Here is a 20,614-nt window from a genome sequence, read left to right on the forward strand (position 1 = left end):
TTAGAACCGCCTCAAATGGTTTTCTTTGAGGTGAATGCGCGAGATAGGGCGGTTGATCGGGTATCCAGTGAACGCGGCATGGTCCCGATCAATCATGCCATCCATGAGGCGTTGAAGCGCTTTGGCAGGCGACGTGGAACTAGCCAAGGCGTCGTTGTAGGTGTCTTGGATTGGCAGCGTTGCAATGACACTTTCCATACCTAGTGCCAGGACTTCTCCTTCTGGCACCACGGTCGGTATAACGACCAGTTGGTAACGACCTTCCACCGTGATCCTCTTGGGTTCCAAGTGGTAAAGCTTGTGCGTGCGTTCCACCGGGCACCAAACGCCAAAGGCGAACGTTGCATTGGCCAGGGAGATATCCCGGGTGGTTTGGCAATGGGTAACGACGCTTTGAAGTGCGTTTTCAATCGAATGTTTGACGACGTGGGCGAAATAGTCGGCGCGAAAGAGCCCTTCGATTTCAGAGCCAAAGAACATGTCCTGATCGAATGCGACCCCATCGGCATGCATGGGATTAGCGTCTCTTGACCGGATGACGACGTGGTCCTTGGGTTCGCCTGGCTGATGGGGGTAGCGAAAACTCAATCGAAGACCGCCAAGGTCTTCGCGGATGGCGTCGAGTGCGTGGTGAGCCGAGTACGCGTTACCGGCGAACGCCAAGAACGCGGTGGCGTGATAGGCCGGATCCGCCTGGAACGATTGAAAGTGTCCGTTCCGCAAGATGTCGGGACGCGCGATACGGATCGTGAGTTCGTGAACCTTTTTGAGGCCGGTCAACAGCGTTCGGTACTCAACCCGGCCATCTTTTTCTTCACCCTTCCGCGTCAAGGCGCTATCGGCCACAGCAAACAGTCCTTGTGAACCGGCTTTTTCGTGTTCTAGGACAAAATTCTCTCGAATTTCGCTCTTGCTGATTTCATGGCCCATCAAGATCAAGGTCAACGCCCACCCCCAGTTGAGGTCAGATGGTAAGGGGTAGGCCGTGGGCCAGCCAATCGGCCTGGACAGGCCGGCCATTCTCCTCAAGCTGTTGGGATGAAACCCGTTGTCTACGACGCCCTGGGCCGGCCCGGCAAGCACATCGACGCCTCGATCAAAGTGCGACGGTGGGACCTGGGCCTGGCTTATGGCGCGCTGGGAGCCGCGGTTGGGTTTTCCCCGTTCGCCCATTGGGGGCTGGGCTGGCACGACACCCTGCGAGCCCTGTCTCTGGATCCGGCGTTCTACTCCACCATCGACAATCCCGCCTGGCTCTCTGATTGGTCGACGCTGGCCGCGGGCGTTTCTGTCGCCCTGCTAGCAGGTGCTAGCTTGGGGTACGCCGGGATCATCCCTCGATCCAACCAGTGGGTGGTCAGTGGCCCACGCTTGTTGGAGGGCAAGGCAGCGAACAAGGAAGCGCGTCGCCGATCGCCATCCTTCAAAGAACGCCTCACCGATCCGTTCGGAGTGTGGATCCATCCCGACTTGTGGTTCTCCAAGAAAACCCTCTCTCGCCACATCCTCCTGCATGGCAGCGTCGGTTCCGGCAAGACGCAGATCCTCTTGGCCATGCTTCAACCCATCTTCGCCAACAAGCGTGCAAAGCTGTTTCTGTACGACGTAAAGGGCGACTTCACGGCCAAGTTCCCACAAGCCACGATCGTGTCGCCCTTCGATAGCCGCTCTCGTGTGTGGTGGGTCGCCCGCGACGTGCGCACAAGCACCCAGGCCTCTGCCTTTGCTGACAGCCTTATTCCTGAGGACAGCGGATCCGGCAAGTTTTGGACCCAAGCCGCGCGGCAACTCTTGTTAGGCGTCGTCCGCTCGCTGCAGAACGAAAAGCCCGAACAGTGGACCTGGACAGATCTGGCGCAACGCGTGTCCATGCGCGCCCAGGAAATGGCGCCGATCCTCGACAAGTCCTACCGCAAGGCCTACGGACTGATTAGCAACACCGAAGGGCAGACGGCGTTCAACGTCATCGCCACGCTCAATGGCTACACCAAGGTCATTGACGACTTGGCCCGTGCCTGGCCTAACTACGAACGGCGCGACAAGAAGGGAAAGCCCCGGCTGTTCTCCATCACAGACTGGGCGTCAGACGACTACACCGGGCCCACCAAAATCATCGTGCAGTCCGGCCCGGACGCAGGGCTAGCGAGCGCTTATATCGCCGCCATGATCAACGTCGCCGTCCCTGCGATCGTGTCGCCCCAACTTCCTGACAACGAAGGCGGTCGGTTCCTGGGGTTCTTCTTCGACGAAATGTCCTCGATCGGCAAGATCGATTTTGCCCCGCTGGTCGACAAAGGCCGCTCGAAAGGTGTGGTGGTGGCGGCTGGCGTCCAGGATCTTGCGCAGTTGCGCGAAATCTACGGAGACAACCAGGTCAAGGCGTTGTCGGGCATGGTGGGCACCCACATCATTTGCCAGGTGCAGATGGGCGACACCCGCGAAGAACTGTCCAAGCTACTTGGCACACAGAAGGTCGCCCGCATGGATCATAGCGACGACGCCAAGTTGAACAACGAAGGCCAGCCGGTGGTGTATCCCAACCAACTCACCGACATGCTGGGGTTCCGAAAGACCAAGACCCCTCCGTTCTTCGAAATCCGAGCCATTGTCCAGCAGGGTGGGGACCTCTTGCTTTTGGACTTCCCTGGCCAACCCCTTCCCAGCAAGCGGCCGGGGCAGATCGCAGCCACCTGGACCACTAAACCCGCGGGCTATGAACGACCGCGGCAAGACCTCACCGGAGACGCTGTGCTGGCAGGCAAGCAGTTGGGGGAAAGCTTGGACCAAGACGAATTGGATCGCTTGTTCCAATAGCGAAGCAGTACGAAGTCCAGGACTTGCCACGTTCGACAACCTGTACATGATGGAGAGACACACCCGAAGGTCTTTCCATGACCCTATTTACTCCCAACGGTCAGCTACTCCCGCTTGCGCAGTTCCGTGACGCCCTGGCGCAAGGCGCCGATCCCAACGCGCTGTGGCTGGGTGACACCGCACACGAAGGCACGAAGTTGCCGCTGCTAGAAGCGGCGCAACGACACATTCACCACCTGCGCTATTTGCTGGTCCATCCGCGTATTCGCACGGATGTCGTCGATCGTGATGGTGCGTCCGCCTTGATCGTGGCCTTGAAGTACAACCACACCCAGGCCATCCATGTGTTGATTACAGCCGGCGTGTCGGTGGATCAGGCCGATCGCTATGGCACCGCGCCGCTCCATTACGCCGTCCACACCGATGGGGCAGGCCCGCTTCGCCAACTACTGTCGGCAGGAGCCAACCCCAATGTTCAAGGGCCGTATGGCCGCACGCCCTTGGCTGAACTCCTGATGGAGCATTCGAGCCAGCACGCGACCATTGAAATGAAGGCGCGCGTTCTGCTCTCCAAGGGCGCCAATCCCAACCTGCGCGACAGCAACGGCCGCACGGCGCTACATGCCGCCGCCGTCTCGGGTTATTACCACGTCGTGGACGCCCTGCTGGAATTCGGGGCCAACCCCGACCTTCGCAGTAATGACGGGCTCACGCCCTTGGATGAAGCGCAATCGTGTCGCGTCTCCGAACCGTTCCTGGAACCCTACCTGCGCGTGGCCCATCGACTGGCACAACACAACCGGGAACGCCTGACGAAGCTCGTCCAATCGGTTGTCGACCGCGGCAATCTGGATGTGTCGCGGAGAATCTAGTGGGCAGGTTTCTGCTGGCACTGTTGCTCTGCTTTCCCGCCATATCTCAAGCCGAGACGAAGGTCACCGACCAGCGCCGAGTGTCCGTGTTCGTGGACTTCCGGATCGTCATTCCACATCGACACGACACCCGCCAGATCGACAACCCGAATGCGCCGCTAGACCGCGGCCAGGAAAGGATTGTCGAACGGTTACCCGATGGGCGACAGCGGATCACGTTGGTCTGGCCTTGAACCTTGCCCTACGCGACAAATCTCCGACACTGAACGCATGCTCAAACTGACGCCACTGACCGGCACCGGAAACAACGCTCGAGGCGACAACGTCCTTGAGTACCTGCACGCGACGCAGTCATTGAAGGACCTGACCGGCTATTACATCGGTGCCGACCTGGGCGAAGACACCATGCGCTGGCGTGGCCATGGCGCAGCCATGCTGGATCTCCTGGGTAAGGACGTGGACAAGGCCGCGATGATCGAGTTGGCCGCTGGTTTCTCGCCAGACGGTATGAAAGAGAAGTTGTGCCAGAACGCCGGAAAACTCCCCGAGAAGGTGCTGAAACTCGACAAGGGTGGAAATCCGCGACTGCTGCCCAATGGCCACCCGGATTTCGTCTGGAAGGGCGGACACCAAGTGGGCTATGACTGCGTATTCAACGCACCCAAGTCAGTGTCGCTGCTGCTGGCATTCGCCACGCCCGATGAGCGCTCCGCGATCCTGAAAGCCCACCGAGACGCCGTCGACCAGGGTCTCGAGTACATGGAAAGCAAGGTCGAAACTCGGCGCGGTAAGGCAGGGATCGATGTCATTCCTGTCGATGGCCTGGTCATTACGTCCTGCGACCATCTAGCTAACCGCAACCTCGAACCGCATTTGCATACCCATAACATGCTCTACGGTGTGGCCTACGCCGATGGCAAATGGGGTGGTTGGGAATCTTCTGAACTGTTTCGCCACCAGAAAGCGGCTGACACCATCTACATGGCACACCTGGCCGAAAATATGCGCCGCTTGGGCTACGGGATCGAGCAGCAGGCAGAAGTGGATCCGGACCAGCAGGACACGGGCGTACGCTCCTGGAAGGTCGCCGGCATTGACGACGCCACCATTGCTGCGTTCTCTACCCGCACGCATGAAGTGTTGGAGGCAATGACCGAAGGCCTCTCGCACCAGGAAGCGTGGGCCAAGACCCGCGCCCACAAGGATGAGCCCAGTCCAGAAGAACTGTTCTCCACCTGGGAGAAGGTTATCCCGGCCGTGGGCCAGGACTGCAACATCGCCAACTTGAAGGGCCGCGCTGACATCCTGGCGACCCCGCGCTCCGATGACGAAATCCTGGAAGCGTTGCACGCCACCACCGCCATCGTGGCCGAGAAAGACCTCTTGTGGGAGGTCTCTCGCGCACGCGCAGGCCAAAGCCCAGAAGCCTTGCTGGCCGATGTAAAGCGTTTGAAAGAGTCGATGGTCGAAATCGCCCCCGAGCGCCAAGCGGCTGTCGACCAAGGCGTCCACGTTTCCCGCCGCTATTCGGAAACCCGCTTCGCGTGGTCCAAGATCGTCGACTGGGAGCAGGACGTTCAAGCCAGGGCCGAAGCCCGCAAGGACGATCTATCCGTGCGCGTGCCCGAACGGATCGTGGACTCGGTCATTGCCGATTACCAGCAAGAAAAGGGCTTCACCCTGTCAGACGAGCAACGCAACGCCGTCTACCACCTGTGTTCCAACAGTGGCGGGCATGCCGTGATGGCGGGCGTAGCTGGTTCGGGAAAAACGACAGTAGCCGACTTGTACAAACGGTGCTTTGAGGCCAACGGTCAGGACAAGTTGATAGGGGCATGCACGTCGCGCAAAGCTGCGGGGAAACTGAAAGAAGAAAGCGGCATGGAAGCCATGTCAATCACCAAGCTACTCATGAAGCTCGACAACGGCCATAAACTCACTAAGGACATTCCAGGACTCACGAATAAGTCTGTCATCGTCCTGGACGAAGCGGGTATGGTCGACACCGAAGCGGTACGCCGCCTTATGCGCCACGTAGACGAGGCGGGGGGCAAGCTAATTCTGCAAGGAGACCAACGTCAATTGCCGGCCGTGCGCCCAGGAGCTGGCATGTCCCTGGTGTCTGAAAAGCTGGGGCAGGCAGAGTTGACCGAGATCCGTCGCCAGAAGAATGCCGAAGACCGCGACATCGCCATTGCGTTCTACGACCGCGACGCCCAAGGTCGGATCATCCTGCACAACAGATCTGAACCGAAGTCCCGGCGCGACGTGGTGGCCAAGGGCGCCAACATCTGGAAGAAACTGGAAGCGCGCGGCGCGATCGACGCCTACAACACCCGGGGGGAGGCCATGGACGCCTTGGCGCGGGATTGGCTGGACAGTCCCCATGCCATCGACAATCGCTTGCTCCTTGTCCATGACTATGCCGATAGCCAAGCCCTGACCGAAAAACTTCGCGAGGGCTTGCGCGAGCGCGGCGCCCTGGCCGGAGACGACCACACGTTCCAAGGGCGCCGCGACAAGCGCCTCTACGACATGACCGTGGCCGTGGGCGACCGCGTGAGGATCACCAAGAACGATAACGACCTGGGCGTGGAGAACGGCGATATGGCCCAAGTGGAGTCCATCACGCGCACCGCGACCGGTTCACTGGCCTTCGGACTTCGGGTGGAAGGAAAGCCAGGCCAACCATCATTCGCCGTGGCCGTGGATACCGACCAGTGGAACCACCTGCAGGCGGGCTACTGCCGTACCGTCCACGACGCCCAAGGGCAGGGCAAGCCGGCCGTGTTCCACTTTGCCAACGCCCGCATGGTCGACAACCAGAGCGCCCTGGTCGCGTTCACCCGCCTGACCTCTGACAAGTACCGCATGTACGGTGCGGAAGTCGAACTGGAACAGGTCAAGACCCGCCTGGGCGCCGATCGCTTGAAGCAGAACGCTGTCCAGGAAGGTTTCTGGAAGCAACATGCCCAGAAGCGGCCCGCTCCCACCATGGAGCAGGAATACGACCGTCATCTCCAGCAAGACCGCGGCGTCCAGCGCTAGTGCTACGCTGGCCACGTGCTAGGAGAACAGCCATGTGCGTAGTGAAAGTCGGAGAAATGGGAGGCGGTCTTTGGTCGGTGGAAATCGAGCGGTGTTCCGGAAATCCAGCCCGTAAGAGGGTGGTTTCGGCGCCTCGCCACTCGGAAAGTGAGGCGACCGGAGCCGGCGAAGTATTGGTCAAGCAGAACAATTGCAAGGTGGACCGGGTGGAAGTCCAGCGCCTTACACCACCCCGGGGCGTTTTCGGCTAACAGGCCACCCCACGACGAATCGCGTGCGCCACGCTTCCAGTCGTCGCCACCACGGCATGCGGCGGCCCAACCTCACAATCACATTGGGTGGCTGGACGTAGACGGTCCAGCCTTTGGTATGCGCGACCCAACGCCAGACGTATTCCCTGGCTTCCGCCTTGGCGAAAGTGCCCTCCACCGTTTCCAGGTGAACCATCCGAAAGGGACGTAACCAACCACCACGCGATGAGGCGTGTTGGAGGCCTCGCCGTTTCATGTCCGTGGACTGACCGATATACACCGCACGTTCGTCGTCGAACACCAGGGCGTAGAGGTGGCGAGGCTTGTTTTGGAAGTGACTACGCCGTACCCAGCTCATGTACGCAGGGCAGACAGATCCACGCCCTGCCGAAGACGCTCATCCTGGGATGGCAGTCGAACCTGGACACCGGCCGCCGTGAGGATCGACAGATCCAACCCCCATTGTTGGAAGGACCGACTCGACCAAAGCGCATAAGCGGATCGGATATGCGCTTCGAGTTCGGCTGAATTCCAGCCGTTGATGTGCATGAGGTGGGCGCGGGCTTCTTGTTCCTGGCCCTTGGCTGTGGCGTGACCGTAATGCGTAGCGCCGTGGCACTTGGAACACAGGCAGACCAGACGGCGCAGGACCTGCACGCCATTGACGTATTCAAAGCGCTCATGCGCTTCCAGGAAGACCTTGTTCGCGTTGTCGGCCGGCGCGTGGCAGACCTCGCAATGTCGATGGGCTCGCTGCTTGACGCCCAGGCTGATCTGTTTCCAGTCATCGGCCGACACGGACGATCGCACATTGGTGAGCCAGCAGGACGACGGGATCATGTCCACGTACAGCCGCGTGGCCTGACCGAAGGCCCGGTCTTCGCCCGGAAAGGTATCCAGCGGGGTAGGGGGCGTGGCCTGTTTCCAGCGCTCGGCTAATCGCCCCGCCACGATGTCGGTTGCGGCGTACCAGAGTTCAAGTTCGGTGGACCATCGCGCACCTAACGCCTTGGCCTGGTCTTTGTCTGCGTGCGGGATCTGGAAGTAAACAGCCATCATTCCAGAATGATGGGATTGTCGTGCTTGGCAACCCTGAAGTTCCGGAATGGAACACAAAAAAAAACACCCCCGGCGAACCGGGGGTGCGGGCAGCACAGAGCCCTGCGCCGAGGGCGAGGGACGCTCGACGCCTCCTTATCATGGAGAAAAGACGGCAACCGTCAATTCAACGCCCCCGCCAGCGACACCGGGAACTCGCCGACTTTCTCGATCTTGCCGCGGGCGTTGTACGCAAACTGACCCAAGGTCATGTTCAAGTCGAACGCATTGCCCATCGACGTGTTTTTCAAGTAGCTGGTTGCGTCGATGATCACCGTCAATGACCCGCCAGCTGGCAAGTTCGGGGTGGCGTCTGCCAGCGTATCCGTCGCTACCGGGATCCCATGGACCTTGCCGTAGTTCTGGGTGGGGCTGAATTTGTTGCCGAGATTGTCGACCAGGCGCAGGGCACGGGAGCGCCCCAGCAAGTTCAACGCCATGGGTTGAGTGGTCTGGTTGCGTACCTGCAACGTCAACACCAGGTGCGAAGCGCCGCCGCGCTTTTCATGTTTGCGTGCCGAGACGACCGACACCACCACAGGTTGTTCTTGGCGCTGTGCAAGTTGGGCGCGCAAGGCTTCATTTTCACGCTTCAACTGGGTGGCCGATTGGGCAAACACCGGGGACGACAAGGCCAACAGGGCCAGGAGAGTGAGAGTCTTCATGTCTTGCTCCTAGTGGGAAGGGTGGGCGCGGGCCAGCAACGTGCCCGCGTCGTCCACGAGTTCAACGCGCACGATTTCAGCATTCAGGCGCGGCCAATCCAGGCTGTTGTTGGCCGCGTCCGCCGACACCGCCTGCAAATAGAACTTCACGTGGCCCTTGCCCGCATGCCGGGCTGCGTCTGCAGCCCGGGCCTGGGTTTCGTCTACCACCTTGAACTGGCCTTTCCAGGCGTCTGTGTTGACCAATCGCAACACGCACGTGCCGTATTCCTGGGTCAGCCCCAACTCGGCGTTGCCTGTTGTGTTGCCCATGGGGTCGGAGCCTCCCCACGTCATGTGGGTGCTGTCGAAGAACGCCTTCCGGTCCAACTGGTATTCGCGGTAGTCGTCATTGGTCGACGACGTATAGGTGAACAATGTTTTGCCCTTCATGGGGGCCACGAGCTGATCGAACGACGCTTCCAGGGCCCGAAGCTTGTCGGACCGTGCAAAACCTTCGAGTTTTCGGAAGTCCGGACCTTGGGTGCCGGCGAACGTGGCAATGGCGCGGGTCTTCCCGTCAGTTGGCGCCAAATTGGCGTACAGACCCAGACAGTCCTGGGTCGAGCCCAGGGCTACGAACTGGTTCGCGGGAGTGTCGGGGTCAGGTTTGTCCGCGGTAGCCGGTGCGGCCTCAGGGGTGGCCACCTTGGCTTTGGTCAAGCCCTCTGCGGGCGTTTCAGCTTTGCCGCAGGCGACAAGGCCCAAGGTCAACAGCAGGACAGCGGTGATTTTCATGGGATCCCCCTTGGGGTGATGGAATCCCGTCGTATCCTCGCACGGTATTTGCGATAATCGCAAATGACCGGGGAGGGGGTTTGGGTCAGGCTATGGGGTCAGTTCCCTCGAGCAGGTTATGCCCGCTAAGTCCCCCTCATCGTTGTTCGGTCGTCGCCTTCGTGCGGCGCGCCTGGCTGCGGGGCTGACGCAGACGGACTTGGGGAGGCTTTTGGGCTTGGACGACCAAAACACCGCGGCCCCCAGGGTCAGCCGATACGAGACCGGCAAGCACGAGCCTGATGGCCAGACGATGGCCCAGATCGCCAAAGCCTTGAAACTGCCTGTGGCGTATTTTCACGCCGTGGACGACATCCTGGCGGAAGTCATCCTCTTGTTGTCCAACATGCCCAAGAAGGAGCGGGAGGCCGTGTTGAGCCTGATCCGCGAAAGGGCTAACCCTAGAACATGAGGCCCGGGCCCGGCTCCCGATCGGGCCGGTCTACCACTTCTCCGGTCAGAGCCTTCCGTAGGGACTCGCTTTCCAGTCGAAGCGTCTCTTCCAGAAGGTCAGCCCAGAATGCATGACTTCGATCGGTCCACAGTCGAGCGACCCGGGGTCCAGGGTTCTTGAACCGGCTATTGCGCCGTCCCGACAGAACCACAGGTCCTGACATATCCGGACGGCGGTGTACCTCTCCATCCAGAGCGGCTGCCAGATCGACCACCTTGACTGACCAGCGCTTCTCTCCGGGCGCCTTCCGCAAGCCGGGGATCAAGGTGCCATTGTCCAGTTGCTGCCGGATGGCCGTAGCCCCGTGCTTGGTGTCTTTCCCGGGTCCATGGAGGGCACGGGCAATCTGCTTGGGAGTCAGATGGGTTTGGCTCGGGAAGGTCTCGCGAATGATGTCGAGGTGCTTGCTCACGCGCCAAGTATGCCATCGGGGCCGGGGACAAGGCGGGGACAAACCACGTCCTTTTTCATCGATTTTCGTCCCGAAACGTCCCACGGGAGAGCAGAAGCTGGGGCAACAAAAAAGGCCGCAAATCCCTTGATTTACGGCCTTTCAAGTACTTTTCTGTTGGTCGGGGAGACAGGATTCGAACCTGCGACCTCTACGTCCCGAACGTAGCGCTCTACCAGACTGAGCTACACCCCGACAAGGCGGCGAATGATACTGGATCGGAGGCGCGGAGGGCAAGGATCCGGGCGCTTTTTTTCGTGCCGGGCGGTCGCGGCGGCGCGATCGCACGGGCCGCGCCGTTCGCGCCTATTCGCCAGGCTTGGCCGCGGCGCTGGCGCCCTCGGAGGATGCGCGGCGGGCGAGGGTGGCTTCGCGGTGGGCGATGTACGCATTCGCGCCGAGGATCACCAGCGCGCCCATCAGGGTCCAGCGGTCCAGCGTCTCATCGAACAGCAGCCAGGCGAACAGGACCACGATCGGCAACTGCATGAAGCTGATCGGCGTCAGCGCCGAGACTTCGCCCAGCTTCAGCGCACGCGTCCACAGCATGTGCCCGCCGGTGCCGAACAGGCCGGCAGCGACGACCCATACCCAGACGATGCCTTGCGGCCATTGCCACACGCTCAGCGCCGGCAGCAGCGACATCGGCACCCACAGCAGGGTGGTGTAGATGACGATCCGGTCGGCCGGCTCGGTGGCCGACAGCTGCTTGATCTGGATGGCGACAATGCTCGACAGCAACGCGGCCAGCACCGCGACCATCGTGCCCGCGGTGAACTCCGCGCTGCCCGGCCGCACGATCAGCAGCACGCCGATGAAACCCAGCGCCACCGCGATCCAGCGTCGCGCGCGGACCTGTTCGCCGAGCAGCGCGGCGGCGGCGATGGTGACGAACAGCGGCGTGGAATAGGACAGCGACACCGCCTGCGCCAGCGGCAGGTGGCCGATCGCCCAGAACCCGGCGAGCATCGAGCAGATCCCGACCAGGCAGCGGAACAGGTAGCGCGGGAACTGGGTGGTGCGCAGGAAGCCCGGGCCGTGGCGCAGCAGCAGCGGAAGCGCCGCGAGCAGGCCGAAGAAGTTGCGGAAGAAGGCGATCTCGAACGTGTGCAGGTGGGCCGAGGCCAGGCGGATCACCACCGCCATCAACCCGAACAGCACCGTGCTGCCGAGCATCAGCAGGGCCGCGTGCAGGTGCGGCGACCGCGGGGTGGCGTCGGCTCCGTTCACCCCGACTCCCGCGCGCGCCGCTTCATGCTCACCAGTGTGCGCCGATGATGCGCGGTTCCGGTTCCAGCGCCACGCCGAAGCGCTTGTCCACCGAGCCGGCGATGCGCCGGGCCAGTTCGAGCAGCTGCACACCGGTCGCGTTGCCGTGGTTGACCAGCACCAGTGCGTGCGCGGCGGACACGCCGGCATCGCCTTCGCGCGCGCCCTTCCAGCCGCAGGCATCGATCAGCCATGCGGCCGACAGCTTGCGGGTGGCGTCGCTGTCGCCGGGGAAGGCCGGCAGGCGCGGATGGGCGTCCAGCAGGGACTGCGCCTGCGCGGCCGGCACGATCGGGTTCTTGAAGAAGCTGCCGGCATTGCCGACCACGGCCGGGTCGGGAAGCTTGCGCCGGCGGATCCGGATCACCGCCTCGGCCACGTCGCGTGCGCTCGCCCGGACCACGCCCATCGCCGCCAGTTCCTCGCCGATCCCGGCGTAACCCAGGCGCGGCGCGGCGTCGGTGCTCGCATCGGTGCCGGCATCGGCGCGCGCCAGCTCCAGTTCGATCGCGGTGATGATCCAGCGATCGGGCTGGCGCTTGAACGTGCTGTCGCGGTAGCCGAAGGCGCAGGCCGCGCGATCCAGCCTCACCATGCGCTGCACCTGGCGGTCCCATGCCTCCACGGCCACGATGTGCTCGCCGACCTCCACCCCATAGGCGCCGATGTTCTGGATCGGTGCGGCGCCGGTGCTGCCCGGGATCAGGGCCAGGTTTTCCAGTCCGCACAGTCCCTGGTCCAGGCTCCACATCACCAGCGCATGCCAGTCGGCGCCGGCGTCGGCGCGGACCACGACCCGCTCGCCATGGTCGGCGACGATGGCCATGCCGGCAGCCCGCAAGGCCACGGCCACGCCGGTCGCGTCGCCGGCGAACAGCAGGTTGCTGCCGCCGCCGAGCATCAGCAAAGGCAGGTCGCGGATCTGGGCCAGGTCCAGCGCCTCCGGCAGCGCGTCGGTGTCGTTGACTTCCAGCAGCCACGGCGCGCGCGCCGCGACCTGGAACGTGTTGCGCGCGGACAGGTCCGCGTCGTGGAGCAACCGGAACAATGCGGTCATGGCGACGCGACCGGCGCCGGCGTGGCGGGGTCCAGCGTGGTCGATGCAGGCATGTTCATGCAGGCCAGGTCGTGGTCGGCGCCGTCAGGTCGCACTGGCGGTACCGCGGCTGGGCGATTCCTTGCGCCGGCGCATCGCGTCGATGCATTCGCCGATGAGCTCGGGCCCGCGGTAGACCAGGCCGGTATAGCACTGCACCAGGCTGGCACCGGCGGCCATTTTCGCCACGGCATCGGCGCCGGACAGGATTCCGCCGACGCCGACCAGCGGGACCGATTCGGGCAGGCGCGTGCGCAGCCGGCGCAGCACCAGGGTCGACTGGCCCATCAGCGGTGCGCCGGAGAGGCCGCCGGTCTCGCGCGCATGCGCATGGCCCTGCACGGCGGTGCGGGCGATGGTGGTGTTGGTCGCGACCACGCCATCCACTTCCAGGTCCGAGAGCACGCGCGCGGCAGCGTCGATATCGGCATCGCTCAGGTCGGGCGCGACCTTGACCAGCACCGGGACCCGCCGGCGGTGGCGTGCGGCCAGGCGTTCCTGCTCTTCGCGGATCGTGCCGACCAGGCGCCGCAGCGCCTGTTCTTCCTGCAGTTCGCGCAGGCCGGCGGTATTGGGCGAGGAGATGTTGACCGTGACGTAGTCGGCCAGCGGATACACGCGCTCCAGGCAGTAGAGATAGTCGCTGGCGGCGTCCTCGTTGGGCGTGTCCTTGTTCTTGCCCACGTTGATGCCGAGCAGTCCGCCCTTGCGCTGTGCGCGCTCGACATTGCGCACCAGCGCATCCACGCCGGCATTGTTGAAGCCGAGCCGGTTGATCAGCGCCTCGTCGCGCACCAGCCGGTACATGCGCGGCTTCGGGTTGCCGGCCTGCGCGCGCGGGGTGACCGTGCCGACTTCGACGAAGCCGAACCCCAGCGCCAGCAGGGCATCGATGTGGGTGCCGTTCTTGTCCAGCCCGGCGGCCAGCCCGACCGGATTGGGGAAGGTCAGCCCGAGCAGCTTGGTCGGCAGTGGTTGGCGCGGGCTCGCGAGCAGGCCGATGGTACCGCTGCGGTATGCCAGGTCCAGCGATTTGAGCCCCAGTCCGTGGGCGCGTTCGGCATCCAGGCCGAACAGGAAGGGGCGGGCGAAGGAGTACATCGGTGCGCCGTTCCTCAGGAGTTGAGCGTCGCCAGCCAGGCGACCCCACCCAGGAACGCGAACAGGATGAACAGGCCGACCAGCAGCAGGATCACCGAGACCCAGCCCAGCACCAGTCCAGCGAGCGCCAGTCCGTCCCCGTCCAGTTGCCCCTGGCTGGCACGGATCTCACTGCGCGCCATGTGTCCGGTGATGATCGCCACGACCGTGCCGATGAACGGCAGCAGGGTCCAGCCGAGGATGCCTGACACCAGGCTGGCGATGGCGAGGGAACTGGTCTTGCGGATCTGGTTCATGGCAATCCTGTCGGGGGGCAGGCGGAGGCCGCGTGGCGCGCGAGGCCCCGTGCGGGGGGACGGGGGCCTTGGCGGCCGATTATCCCAGAACCCGGCGTACGCCGTGTGCCACGCGGGTCACGGCATGCGCCCATGGCGCAGCGCGTGGACCCAGTCCGGACGACCCAGGCGCCCCGCCTGCATGGCGGCGGCCTCGTACCGGTACGGGACCGAGAGCAGCTGCGCCCGCCACTGCCCGTCGCGCCGTTCCAGCAGCGCGTAGCGGGCCTCGGGTGACCCGGCCTGCGCCCGGTGCGGCACCGGCCGCGAGGTGGCGAACGCGGGCAGCCCGACGCTGCCGGGATTGCAGGCCAGGCGTCCGTCGGCGAGGCGTGTCGCGCGCGGGGTGTGCGAGTGGCCGCACAGCACCAGGGAAGCATCGGCTGCGAGCGGATGGGCCAGGCGCGCGGCGACCGTCGCCGCCTCGGCGGCGCGCAGTTCCGCGCCGGCGATGTCGTCGAGCAGGTAGTCGACATCGCTGCCGGGCGTGCCGTGGCACAGCAGCACGTCGTCCAGCCGCAACAGCGCGGGCAGGGCGCGGAGCCAGTCCAGCTGGGCCGGGCGCAGGGCCTGGCGCGCATGAGCGTCGGACGGCGCCAGCGCGGCCGGTTCGCCGAGCAGCTGGCGCTCGTGGTTGCCGGCGATGGTCGGCAGTTCGAGCGGAAGCAGCCGGTCGAGCGTTTCGCGCGGCCACAGCGGGCCGGACACGATGTCGCCGAGATTGACGATGCAGTCGGCGCCGCGCCGCGCGATATCGGCCAGCATCGCGTCCAGGGCGGGCAGGTTGCCGTGGATGTCCGAAAGCGCGGCGATGCGCATGGCGCGTGCCGCCGCTCAGTCCGGCACGCCGGCGAAGATCCGGGTGTCGTAGTCGAAGTCGACATGGCCATCGACGGCGGTGGCGTCGAACAGCCGCGCCAGCGCGTCGAGCATCGGTGCGTGCCGCGGATGGCCGGCGCGCGGCGCGTACGAGGACGACAGCAGGCGTCCACGCAACGCATCGAAGTCCAGCCGCTGCGAATGCGGGAAGCGGGCCATGCCGCGCAGCCCGGCGCCGAACCAGCGGCGCATGTGTTCGTCGTCGCCGTAGCGTTCGGACACGCTGCTGTAGTCCAGCCCGTGTTCGAGCAATAGCCGTTCGTAGCCTTCGAGGAATGGCGTGCCGGTGAGCCGGCGCGAGTTCCAGTACACCGCCACCAGGCCCGGCCTGCCGTCGGCCTGCCGACGCAGGATCCGCCGCCATTCCGGCTTGACCGCCTGCTGGTCGAACCAGTGGAAGGCCTGCGCCGCCGAAACCAGGTTGATGCTGGCATCGTCCAGGTTCGTGGCTTCGGCCTGGCCGTCGACGGCGCTGAAGCGCGGATTGCCCGCCAGCCAGGCGACGGCGGCCTCGCGCATCGCCGCATTCGGCTCGACCGCGACCACCGGGTGCCCGGCGTCGAGGAACAGTTTCGAGGAGATGCCGGTGCCGGCGCCGATGTCGGCGACCCGCCACGAGGCGTCCACGCCGCATTCGGCGTGCAGCCAGTCCAGCAGGGCCGGCGGATAGTCGGGCCGGTAGCGCACGTAGTCGGCGACGCGGTCGGTGAAGCGGGTGGTCGATGCGAGCTCGTCGGTCATGTCGCCTCTTTCCCCGCGTGGGCGGGGTGGCCCGCTGCCGTAGGTCGGCCTCTGGCCCCGTAGAGCGGGGCTCGCCCCACTACCGTTGCATCGGCTGGTGTGGGTCACGCAAAGAGCAGCGGGGCAAGCCCCGCTCTACGATCCACCGGGCGGGCAAGCCCCGCCCGGTGGACCGGTCTTACAGGTCGAACTTGATGCCCTGCGCCAGCGGCAGCGAATCGGAGTAGTTGATCGTGTTGGTCTGCCGGCGCATGTAGACCTTCCATGCGTCCGAGCCCGACTCGCGACCACCGCCGGTGTCCTTCTCGCCACCGAACGCGCCGCCGATCTCCGCACCGGACGTGCCGATGTTGACGTTGGCGATGCCGCAATCGCTGCCGGCCGCCGACAGGAACTTCTCGGCCGACTTCAGGTTGGTGGTGAAGATCGACGACGACAGGCCCTGCGGCACGCCGTTCTGCATGTCGATGGCCTCGTCCAGGGTCGAGTACTTCATCACGTAGAGGATCGGCGCGAAGGTCTCGTGCTGCACGACCTCGTCGCTGTTCTTCAGCCCGGTGATGATGGTCGGCAGGACGAAGTGGCCGGCGCGGTCCAGCACGGTGCCGCCGGTCTCGACCTTGCCGCCGGCGGCCTTGGCCTTCTCGACCGCGGCCAGGAACTGCTGCACCGCGCCGGCGCTGTTGAGCGGGCCCATCAGGTTGGCGGTGTCGAGCGGATCGCCGATCTTGCCCTCGACCTGCTTGTAGGCCTTGACCAGCGTTTCCAGCACGGTGTCGTAGATCGACTCGTGCACGATCAGGCGGCGGGTGGTGGTGCAGCGCTGGCCGGCGGTGCCGACCGCGCCGAAGACGATACCCGGCACGGCCAGCTTCTGGTCGGCGGTCTCGTCGAGGATGATCGCGTTGTTGCCGCCCAGCTCGAGCAGGCAGCGGCCCATGCGCCGGGCGACCTTCACCGCGACCTCGCGGCCGACCTGGGTCGAGCCGGTGAAGCTGATCAGCGGGATGCGCTTGTCTTCGACGAACTTCTCGGCCAGCGCGGTGCCAGCGTCGTTGACCAGGAAGAAGATGTCCGGGAAGCCGCCTTCGCGCAGCGCTTCGTTGCAGATCTTCAGCGAGGCGATCGCGGTCAGCGGCGTCTTGTTGGACGGCTTCCAGATGCAGATGTCGCCGCAGATCGCGGCCAGGAACGAATTCCACGCCCACACCGCGACCGGGAAGTTGAACGCGCTGATGATGCCGACCAGGCCCAGCGGCTGGTACTGCTCGTACATCCGGTGGCCCGGGCGCTCGGAGTGCATGGTGTAGCCGTAGAGCATGCGGCTCTGGCCCACGGCGAAGTCGGCGATGTCGATCATCTCCTGCACTTCACCGTCGCCTTCGGCCTTGCTCTTGCCCATCTCCAGCGCGACCAGCGAACCGAGCGCGTCCTTGTTCCGGCGCAGCGCGTCGCCGCACAGGCGGATCGCCTCGCCGCGGCGCGGGGCCGGGACGGTGCGCCAGGCCTTGAACGCGGCCTGGGCGTTGGCGACCACGGTCTCGTAGTCGGCGTCGGTGGTGGCCTGGACCTGCGCGATCACCTCGCCGGTGGTCGGGTTGGCCGGGTGCAGGATGCCGGCGCCGGTGGCGTCGGACCAGGTGCCATTGCCGAGGTAGGTGCCGGAATTGGTGTCGCCAAGGCCCAGGGCCTTGAGCAGGGAAGCAGACATGGAATCTCCTGGAAGGGTGCGGGCCGTGGGCCCGGAGTCGCGCCGCGGATGGGTCGGCGGCGTCTCGTTGCGTGCGGCGATTCTAGCAAACGGGCCCGGCCGGCCCGACGGCAGGGCGCCGGCTTGGGCCGCGCCAAGCTCGCGTGCGACAATCCGCCGCCTTGGCCCCGTAGCTCAGCTGGATAGAGCGGTCCCCTCCTAAGGGACAGGTCGTGCGTTCGAATCGCGCCGGGGTCACCATCCAGCACCACAGCCACCACACCGCGCCGCGGGCCGGCAGGCAGGAGAAGTCCTTCCTCGCCGGAACCCCGGCATTCGACGCCGATGCCCGCCGATCGCCGTCTTGGCGAGCACCCCGGCGCGCCGGTTTGACCGCCAGACCCGGCCGTACGGCTGCATGTGCGACCTTCCGGGCCCTGCGCGCGACCTTCTGAGCCTTGCGCGCAAGCCCGATTGCCTTGCGCGCAACCCGTCGAGCCTTGCGCGCAAGGTAAAAAGCCTTGCGATCGGAGCTGCCCAGCCTTGCGCGCAAGGCAAAAAGCCCCGACGCCGGAGCTCCAAGCCTTGCGCGCAACGCCGGGAGCCTTGCGCGCAGGCCTACGTGTAATGACCCAGCGGTTTCTGCACAGGTCATGCCGCTAATGCATATGCCTCAGCGGGTGTCTTCATGCCCAGCGCCTGGTGAGGTCGCCGGTGGTTGTAGAACTGGATCCAGTCGCCGACTACGCGGGTGGCATGTTGCTGGCTCTCGAACCGGTGTCGATGCACGCACTGCTCCTTCAAGGTGCGGATGACCCGTTCCACCATGCCGTTCTGCTGTGGGCAGTGCGGGGTGATGAACTCCTGCTGCAGCCCGTAGCTGCGGACCAGCCGGGTGTAGTGTCGGCTGGTGAACACCAGGCCGTTGTCCGACCGCAGCAGGAATGGGGACGGCACCCGGCCGAGCGTACCGAACCGGGTGATCAGCGCCTGCTCCAGGGCTGCGGCCGCCGTGCTGGCCTTGCCGGTGCGCGACAGGTGCCAGCCCAGCAATTGCCGGGTATAGCAGTCGATCACCAACGCCAAGGTCAGCCACCCATCGCGGCCACCCCACACCCGGCACAGGTCGGTCGCCCAGCGCTCGTCAGGCGCCTGCGCCACCGAAGGCAGGGCCTGGATCCGCGGGCGCATGCCCACGGCCCGCTTGCGGACCTGCCACCCCATCAACTGGAATACCCGCTGCACGGTGTTCTTGTTCATGCCCAGCAGCCCGGCCACCGTGCGGTAGCCAAACGACGGTTCTTCCTCGATCAAGGCCTTGATCGGCTCGGCCAATTCCGGCTTCACCTTCGGCGCGACCTTGGTCGGTCGGTAGTAGATCGTCCGCCGCGGCTGCTCGAACCAGCGGCACAGCTGGGCCATCGATACCCCGATCCCGTCGACCCGCAGTCCCTGCTGGATCGAGACCATCAGGTCTCGTCCTTGCCCAGCAGGGACGCCAATTTTTTTCGGGCGCGCAGCTCCAGCATCGCCTCGCCGTAGGCTTCCTGCAGTTCCTTGAGTTGCCGCTCGTACTGCTCGCGCACGTCCTCGGGCTTGGCCCGCAGGGCGTTCTCCATGCCGCGCTTGGCGTCCTCCACCCAGCTCTCGATCTCCGAGGGCGTCAGGTCGAACTGCCGGCTGGCCGCGGCCACCGTCGTCTTGCCCTGGATGATCTCCAGCACCAGCGCCGACTTCCGTCGGGCCGTCCAACGCTTGATCTCTTCTTCCATCACTTGGCTCATCGTGCTCTCCGTCAAAAGGTAGCACCTGAGCAGGAAATCACTGGGTCATTACAATCGTCCGCTCGATCGCAGCCAGCTCGCGACCGAGTGCGGCAACGGTGCGCGCGGCCAGCGTGCGCACCGCCGGTGGGGCCATGGCCGCCTGTTGTTTCTGTGCCTGGAGCAGCACGACCACTTGGCCGCGACGGCGTAGCCAGTCCCGCAGCTCGCGCTGCCACAGCGGCGGTGCGACATGGCGCCGCAGGCGCTCGCCGAACATCCGGGCCATGAGCGCGAGCAGTCGGGCATCGATGGCATCGGTCTTGGCCAGCTCGCCGGTGGCCCGGGCGAAGTCGCGGGCCTGACGCGGATTGACCCGGGCAATCCACAGCCCGGCATCGCAGCAGGCCTCGAGCAGCGGCTCTTCATAGCCACCGGTGGCCTCGACCACGATCCGGTCCACGCCCACGCCTTCCAGCCGCTTGAGCAGCTTGTTGATGCCCGCCCGGTTGTTGGTAAAACGGGTTACGCCCGGCTGCCCCTCCACGGCCAGATCCAGGTTGGTTTTGCCCACATCAATTCCCGCTGCCCGCATGTCCATTCTCCGTTACAGTTGGCCGGTCGAGAGCATCGCGTCCAAGGCCCACGCTTATCGGTTCGAGGGCAACCTCGAGCAACTGTTCGGGCGCAGGGCGCGAGGTCCGGCGTGCGGCCCCTGCTGAATTACGGTGGTGCTGACACCGAGGCGTTATCGGGCGCGCACGCCGGGCTCTCGGCACCTACGGTAGGGGAAACTCAAGACATAAGGCGTTAGCACCATTGAAGACGAGCTCTCGCAACCTAGTTCCGAAACTTGGCTTGGCAGCCACGCTAGCCTTCTTCTTGTGTTGTTGGCTCGCGGTCGGCCAGGAGGGGTTTGTTGAGGGAGGCCCCGTGGAAGTGCTCGGCATAACGGGTGCCACCATCATGTTTACGGCCATGTTGCTCTCGTTGGCCACCATCTTCATTGCAGCCCGTCGTGCGCACTTGGCGGGGAGCTGGCTATGGTTCGCTGCAGTCATATTCATCTGGCCGGCGAGCTACCTGTACACGCTGGCGGTCAACCGTCGTGGCTAAGGGTGCTAACAATTCATTCAAGCCGAACCGGTAGTTCCTTCGGTTCAGTGGACACCCTGACCTAACCCTCAGGAGTGTCCCAATGCCAAAGCCTGGCCCCAGAACCATCTCTCGCTACAGCGATGAGTTCAAAGCCGCTGCCGTCCGCCTAAGCC

At 64.5% G+C, this 20,614-nt stretch carries 18 protein-coding genes and 2 tRNA genes; 5 read left to right on the plus strand and 15 right to left on the minus strand.

The genetic code is table 11. From position 1 onward, the window contains the following. Entirely contained in the window at positions 1 to 1,020 is a 1,020-nt protein-coding gene (locus tag CSC65_RS06040; protein WP_162409454.1) for a hypothetical protein, read from the minus strand. An 18-nt stretch (positions 1,021 to 1,038) separates the two neighbouring features. On the opposite strand from CSC65_RS06040, the gene CSC65_RS06045 reads away from it, so the two are divergent. From CSC65_RS06045 to mobF, 3 genes are all read left to right on the plus strand, one after another. After that, on the plus strand, positions 1,039 to 2,814 hold the full coding sequence (locus CSC65_RS06045; protein WP_162409456.1) for a type IV secretion system DNA-binding domain-containing protein: 1,776 nt from the start codon (positions 1,039 to 1,041) through the stop codon (positions 2,812 to 2,814). 77 nt (positions 2,815 to 2,891) lie between these two features. After that, positions 2,892 to 3,686 carry an ankyrin repeat domain-containing protein gene (locus tag CSC65_RS06050; RefSeq protein ID WP_162409458.1) on the plus strand — a complete coding sequence of 265 codons (795 nt, stop codon included), beginning with the start codon at positions 2,892 to 2,894 and terminating at the stop codon, positions 3,684 to 3,686. Positions 3,687 to 3,956: 270 nt separating this feature from the next. After that, positions 3,957 to 6,734 carry a MobF family relaxase gene (gene mobF / locus CSC65_RS06055; protein ID WP_162409460.1) on the plus strand — a complete coding sequence of 926 codons (2,778 nt, stop codon included), beginning with the start codon at positions 3,957 to 3,959 and terminating at the stop codon, positions 6,732 to 6,734. Between the two features lie 605 nt (positions 6,735 to 7,339). Here mobF and CSC65_RS06060 read toward each other — a convergent pair. The 3 genes from CSC65_RS06060 to CSC65_RS06070 form a co-directional block, all read right to left on the minus strand. After that, positions 7,340 to 8,041 carry a DUF5710 domain-containing protein gene (locus tag CSC65_RS06060; RefSeq protein ID WP_162409462.1) on the minus strand — a complete coding sequence of 234 codons (702 nt, stop codon included), beginning with the start codon at positions 8,039 to 8,041 and terminating at the stop codon, positions 7,340 to 7,342. A 164-nt stretch (positions 8,042 to 8,205) separates the two neighbouring features. Next, complete coding sequence (locus CSC65_RS06065; protein WP_162409463.1) at positions 8,206 to 8,748, minus strand: hypothetical protein; 543 nt, start codon at positions 8,746 to 8,748, stop codon at positions 8,206 to 8,208. Positions 8,749 to 8,757: 9 nt separating this feature from the next. After that, positions 8,758 to 9,525 (minus strand): hypothetical protein, encoded by a 768-nt coding sequence (locus CSC65_RS06070; RefSeq protein WP_162409464.1) that lies wholly within the window; start codon positions 9,523 to 9,525, stop codon positions 8,758 to 8,760. A gap of 118 nt (positions 9,526 to 9,643) precedes the next feature. On the opposite strand from CSC65_RS06070, the gene CSC65_RS06075 reads away from it, so the two are divergent. Continuing rightward, positions 9,644 to 9,976: a helix-turn-helix domain-containing protein gene (locus CSC65_RS06075; RefSeq protein ID WP_162409466.1), complete on the plus strand. Its 333-nt coding sequence runs from the start codon at positions 9,644 to 9,646 to the stop codon at positions 9,974 to 9,976. Positions 9,977 to 10,587: 611 nt separating this feature from the next. On the opposite strand, the gene CSC65_RS06080 is transcribed toward CSC65_RS06075, so the two are convergent. From CSC65_RS06080 to amaB, 8 genes are all read right to left on the minus strand, one after another. Then, positions 10,588 to 10,664, minus strand: a tRNA-Pro gene (locus CSC65_RS06080). 111 nt (positions 10,665 to 10,775) lie between these two features. Continuing rightward, positions 10,776 to 11,645: a DMT family transporter gene (locus CSC65_RS06085; protein ID WP_162409510.1), complete on the minus strand. Its 870-nt coding sequence runs from the start codon at positions 11,643 to 11,645 to the stop codon at positions 10,776 to 10,778. 82 nt (positions 11,646 to 11,727) lie between these two features. Continuing rightward, the gene (gene murB / locus CSC65_RS06090) at positions 11,728 to 12,795 is read right to left on the minus strand and encodes a UDP-N-acetylmuramate dehydrogenase (protein ID WP_162409468.1); all 1,068 of its coding nucleotides are present in this window, start codon (positions 12,793 to 12,795) and stop codon (positions 11,728 to 11,730) included. 84 nt (positions 12,796 to 12,879) lie between these two features. Continuing rightward, positions 12,880 to 13,935 carry a quinone-dependent dihydroorotate dehydrogenase gene (locus CSC65_RS06095; protein ID WP_162409470.1) on the minus strand — a complete coding sequence of 352 codons (1,056 nt, stop codon included), beginning with the start codon at positions 13,933 to 13,935 and terminating at the stop codon, positions 12,880 to 12,882. A 14-nt stretch (positions 13,936 to 13,949) separates the two neighbouring features. Further along, positions 13,950 to 14,231, minus strand: a complete 282-nt coding sequence (locus CSC65_RS06100) for a DUF4190 domain-containing protein (RefSeq protein WP_162409472.1) — start codon at positions 14,229 to 14,231, stop codon at positions 13,950 to 13,952. Between the two features lie 117 nt (positions 14,232 to 14,348). After that, entirely contained in the window at positions 14,349 to 15,089 is a 741-nt protein-coding gene (locus tag CSC65_RS06105) for a metallophosphoesterase family protein (RefSeq protein ID WP_162409474.1), read from the minus strand. Positions 15,090 to 15,104: 15 nt separating this feature from the next. After that, the gene (locus tag CSC65_RS06110; protein WP_162409476.1) at positions 15,105 to 15,890 is read right to left on the minus strand and encodes a class I SAM-dependent methyltransferase; all 786 of its coding nucleotides are present in this window, start codon (positions 15,888 to 15,890) and stop codon (positions 15,105 to 15,107) included. A 178-nt stretch (positions 15,891 to 16,068) separates the two neighbouring features. Beyond that, positions 16,069 to 17,601 carry an L-piperidine-6-carboxylate dehydrogenase gene (gene amaB, locus CSC65_RS06115; protein WP_162409478.1) on the minus strand — a complete coding sequence of 511 codons (1,533 nt, stop codon included), beginning with the start codon at positions 17,599 to 17,601 and terminating at the stop codon, positions 16,069 to 16,071. Positions 17,602 to 17,764: 163 nt separating this feature from the next. Between amaB and CSC65_RS06120 the strand changes: the two genes are divergently transcribed. After that, a tRNA-Arg gene (locus tag CSC65_RS06120) sits at positions 17,765 to 17,841 on the plus strand. Positions 17,842 to 18,231: 390 nt separating this feature from the next. Here the strand turns inward: CSC65_RS06120 and CSC65_RS06125 are convergent. The 3 genes from CSC65_RS06125 to CSC65_RS06135 are packed head-to-tail and all read right to left on the minus strand — an operon-like array spanning position 18,232 to position 19,917. Further along, on the minus strand, positions 18,232 to 19,050 hold the full coding sequence (locus CSC65_RS06125) for an IS3 family transposase (RefSeq protein ID WP_162409480.1): 819 nt from the start codon (positions 19,048 to 19,050) through the stop codon (positions 18,232 to 18,234). Further along, positions 19,050 to 19,364, minus strand: a complete 315-nt coding sequence (locus tag CSC65_RS06130) for a DUF1153 domain-containing protein (RefSeq protein ID WP_162409482.1) — start codon at positions 19,362 to 19,364, stop codon at positions 19,050 to 19,052. The genes CSC65_RS06125 and CSC65_RS06130 overlap by 1 nt, the downstream gene beginning before the upstream one ends. A gap of 37 nt (positions 19,365 to 19,401) precedes the next feature. Then, on the minus strand, positions 19,402 to 19,917 hold the full coding sequence (locus CSC65_RS06135; RefSeq protein WP_162409484.1) for an IS110 family transposase: 516 nt from the start codon (positions 19,915 to 19,917) through the stop codon (positions 19,402 to 19,404). Positions 19,918 to 20,614 lie beyond the last annotated feature (697 nt).

It is taken from the genome of Pseudoxanthomonas daejeonensis, assembly GCF_010093205.1.
Taxonomy (GTDB): domain Bacteria; phylum Pseudomonadota; class Gammaproteobacteria; order Xanthomonadales; family Xanthomonadaceae; genus Pseudoxanthomonas; species Pseudoxanthomonas daejeonensis.

Excerpts from the sequence above, each read along its gene's own strand:
- CSC65_RS06040 (WP_162409454.1), bottom strand. The coding sequence starts at position 1,020 with ATGGCCGGCCTGTCCAGGCCGATTGGCTGGCCCACGGCCTACCCCTTA.
- CSC65_RS06045 (WP_162409456.1), top strand. The coding sequence starts at position 1,039 with ATGAAACCCGTTGTCTACGACGCCCTGGGCCGGCCCGGCAAGCACATC.
- CSC65_RS06050 (WP_162409458.1), top strand. The coding sequence starts at position 2,892 with ATGACCCTATTTACTCCCAACGGTCAGCTACTCCCGCTTGCGCAGTTC.
- mobF (WP_162409460.1), top strand. The coding sequence starts at position 3,957 with ATGCTCAAACTGACGCCACTGACCGGCACCGGAAACAACGCTCGAGGC.
- CSC65_RS06060 (WP_162409462.1), bottom strand. The coding sequence starts at position 8,041 with ATGGCTGTTTACTTCCAGATCCCGCACGCAGACAAAGACCAGGCCAAG.
- CSC65_RS06065 (WP_162409463.1), bottom strand. The coding sequence starts at position 8,748 with ATGAAGACTCTCACTCTCCTGGCCCTGTTGGCCTTGTCGTCCCCGGTG.
- CSC65_RS06070 (WP_162409464.1), bottom strand. The coding sequence starts at position 9,525 with ATGAAAATCACCGCTGTCCTGCTGTTGACCTTGGGCCTTGTCGCCTGC.
- CSC65_RS06075 (WP_162409466.1), top strand. The coding sequence starts at position 9,644 with ATGCCCGCTAAGTCCCCCTCATCGTTGTTCGGTCGTCGCCTTCGTGCG.
- CSC65_RS06085 (WP_162409510.1), bottom strand. The coding sequence starts at position 11,645 with ATGCTCGGCAGCACGGTGCTGTTCGGGTTGATGGCGGTGGTGATCCGC.
- murB (WP_162409468.1), bottom strand. The coding sequence starts at position 12,795 with ATGACCGCATTGTTCCGGTTGCTCCACGACGCGGACCTGTCCGCGCGC.
- CSC65_RS06095 (WP_162409470.1), bottom strand. The coding sequence starts at position 13,935 with ATGTACTCCTTCGCCCGCCCCTTCCTGTTCGGCCTGGATGCCGAACGC.
- CSC65_RS06100 (WP_162409472.1), bottom strand. The coding sequence starts at position 14,231 with ATGAACCAGATCCGCAAGACCAGTTCCCTCGCCATCGCCAGCCTGGTG.
- CSC65_RS06105 (WP_162409474.1), bottom strand. The coding sequence starts at position 15,089 with ATGCGCATCGCCGCGCTTTCGGACATCCACGGCAACCTGCCCGCCCTG.
- CSC65_RS06110 (WP_162409476.1), bottom strand. The coding sequence starts at position 15,890 with ATGACCGACGAGCTCGCATCGACCACCCGCTTCACCGACCGCGTCGCC.
- amaB (WP_162409478.1), bottom strand. The coding sequence starts at position 17,601 with ATGTCTGCTTCCCTGCTCAAGGCCCTGGGCCTTGGCGACACCAATTCC.
- CSC65_RS06125 (WP_162409480.1), bottom strand. The coding sequence starts at position 19,050 with ATGGTCTCGATCCAGCAGGGACTGCGGGTCGACGGGATCGGGGTATCG.
- CSC65_RS06130 (WP_162409482.1), bottom strand. The coding sequence starts at position 19,364 with ATGAGCCAAGTGATGGAAGAAGAGATCAAGCGTTGGACGGCCCGACGG.